The organism is Streptomyces sp. HSW2009, from assembly GCF_040240285.1.
GTDB lineage: Bacteria > Actinomycetota > Actinomycetes > Streptomycetales > Streptomycetaceae > Streptomyces.
Window position 1 is genome coordinate 1 of sequence record NZ_JBEHZD010000771.1, and the last position, 2,919, is coordinate 2,919.

Genomic DNA, 2,919 nt, shown 5'->3' on the forward strand with positions numbered 1-2,919 from the left:
CCCGCGGGCGCGCGCCCGCTGCCCCCCCGGGGGGGGGCGGCGGGGGTGTCCGACCCCCCGCGGCAACCGCCCGCCGGCGCCGTCGGGCCCTCCGCGCCCCCGGGGGCGCCCCGGGGGCGGGCCGGCCGCGCCCGCCTGGCCGCCGCTACCCGTGGTGGGCGGCTGGTCGCCGTCCGCGGCCGGGGCCGCGTCCGGTGTCGGCTCGTACTGCCTGGCGAGGAGTTCGGCGGCTTCCAGCGCCCGGTCGTGCAGGGCGCTCTCGCCGGTGGAGCGGGCCAGCGCGTCCAGTGCGAGGCCGACGCCGGCGACGCCGCCGTACAGGTCGGGCACCAGGCGTTGCCAGTTCTCGTCCAGGACGCGGCCGGCGAGTTCGACCGCGCGGTCGCGGTGCCCGAGCCGGTCCAGGACGTACGCGACGCCCATCAGCCCGTCGTAGAAGCCGAGCGGGGTGCCCGGCGGGGGCGGGTCGGTGTGGGTGAGCAGCCACTGTTCGCCGTCGGGGTAGCGGGCGGCGCCCACCTGGTCCATGGCGTAGAGCACACCGGCCGCGCCGTGCGCGACGCCGAGTCCGCCGCCGTCGCCGAACTGTGCGACGTCGCCGGGGAAGAGCCGGTCGGCCCGGTCGGGGCTGGCCGAGGCGAGCATCGCGGCCACGATCGAGTCCCGGCTGCGCGGCCAGTCGGCCGGCTCGACCGGCAGGTATCCGCGGCGCTCCGGGCCAGGGGCCGCGGGCGCGTTCGTGGTCGGCACGGCGTCGCCCCGTACGGCGGTTTCGCCCTGTACGGCGGCGTCGTCTCGTACGGCGGTTTCGCCCCGTACGACGGTGAGCCGTACGGCGTCGGGAGGCGCGGCGTCGGAAGCCGCCTCGGCCGCTGCTCCCGCGGAAGGTGCCGCCTCGGCGTCGGTGCCCCCGATCACCGCGACCGCTTCCGCGAGGAAGGCGGCCGGGACCGGGAACCGGTCGGCGATGACCTCGGCCAGGTGCGCCGCCTTGCCACGGTCCATGACGAACAGTGTGGTCATCGGCACGAAGAGGGCCAGCCGCAGACAGGCGAGCGCGTAGTGGTCGACGGCGAAGCCGCGGCGGTCGGTCGGGGCCATGAAGCCGGGGTGGGCCAGCGACTGGCGCCGTCCCTCGTCGATGTGGGCGGCGGCCTCGAAGTCGATGAGCCGCACCGTCTCGTCGTCGGGCGCGACCATGATGTTGAACATGTGCAGGTCGTTGAAGACCACGCCCCGGCCGTGCACGGCGGCCACGGCCGTCTCCACCGCGCCGTGCACCCGCAGCGCCCAGGCCGTGTAGTCGGCGACGGCCGCCGGGTCGGGGTCGACCGCGAGCAGCGGGTGGCGCTGGGCGAAGAAGGAGTTCAGCGGCCGGCCCGGCACGAAGTCCATGACCAGGAAGCGGTGGTCGCCGAGTTCGAACCAGTCCCGCACGCCGGGCGCCACGCCGAGGCCGGTCAGCCGCTCCAGGGCGGTCCTCTCGCGTTCGAGCCGCAGCACGGCGTCCGCCCCGTCGGCGGCGAGCCCCGCGAAGGGCCTGGCCTCCTTGAGCACGACCTGCTCACCGGTGCGGGTGTCGGTCCCCGCGTACACCCCGCCGCCGTTGGAGAAGTGCAGCGCCCGTTCGATGCGGTACGGCAGGTCGGACGTGGTCGTCGCGTTGCGCGCCGCGAGGTGCGGGGCGAGGAACTCCGGCAGCCGCACCCACGGCGGGGTGTGGAAGGCGGGGTCGCGGCGGTCCGGCACCAACTGCCCCGTCGTGGGGTCCTCGATGGCCGGCACCAGCGCGCCCGCGTCGTCCACGCAGTACCGCGGGGCGAAGCCGCCGTACCGCACGTACAGCGGGCCCTCTCCCCAGCGCAGGTCGCTGAGGACGTACGGGCCGGGCTCGCCCTCCAGGAGTTCGCCCAACGCGGTGAGGGTGGTGTGCAGTTCGGCCTCGTCGAGCGGGTAGAGGGTGAAGAACTTCCCGCTGGAGCCGCGGCCGGCGTACTTGGAGTTCCGCAGGTGGAGTGCGCTCGGCCCGGGAATCAGCTTGAACGGCAACTCCTTGGCCACGCAGTAGTCCCAGACCTTGGCCGCGGTCTTGTCCGCGTTGTCCAGACAGGCCGAGACGTGGATCTTCCACCCCTGCAAGGGCCGTTCGACGCGCGGCGCTCCGGCCCCGTCCACCGGGTGGTAGTGCAGCCAGTCGCCGACGAGCTGCCGCCGCCAGCCCTCGGGGGCGGGGCGCTGCGCGGCCTCGAAGAGGGAACCGCGCGCGGGGCGCGGCGCGCGCAGGGCGCCATCGGTGCCGGCTTCGGCTCCCGATTCAGCTCCTGCTGCGGCTCCGGTGCCGGCTTCCATCGCGGCGTCCGGCGCCGTCGGCAGCGCTTCCGGCTGTCCGTCGGCCGGCTGCGCTTCGGGGGTTTGCTCCTGCGCACGGGTGAAGCGATCCGGGGTCTCGTAGAAGAACCTGTCGGCCAGGCAATAGACCTCGTATCGCTTGTCCATAGCGCTCCCTCTCTGCGGCGATGACTTGAGCGTCGCACCCACCCCGGGGCTGCGGACAGTCGCATTCGTCACGAGAGGGCCATGCGGAACGCATGAGTAACTTAGCGACGCGGGTGGGGAATCGCCGTACGGAAGCGGTACGGGGCGGCGCCTGCGGCGCGGTGGGGCGGGGCGCCTTCGGCGCGGTGTCGGGCGGAGCTTCGGCGTCGCGACCGGGGGTGCGGATGCCGGCCCCGGCGCGGCGGCGGGCGAAGCTTTCAGCGGGGCGGCGGGCGGCGGCAAAGCCCGTTTGCGGGTGCCCATTTGGCGCGGTGCCGATGGGGCACGGGTGTCGACTGGGCACGGGTGTCGACTTGACGCAGTACCGGTGGGGCGCGGGGCCCCCGGGGGGGGGGGGGGGGGGGCGCCGGGGGGCCCCCCCCC

At 75.4% G+C, this 2,919-nt stretch carries 1 protein-coding gene; it reads right to left on the bottom strand.

Going from position 1 to position 2,919, the window contains the following annotated elements; genetic code table 11:
- A partial coding sequence (gene lanKC, locus AAHZ94_RS31955) for a class III lanthionine synthetase LanKC (protein ID WP_349997206.1) occupies positions 1-2,496 on the bottom strand: 2,496 nt, incomplete at its 3' end.
- Positions 2,497-2,919: the final 423 nt, after the last annotated feature.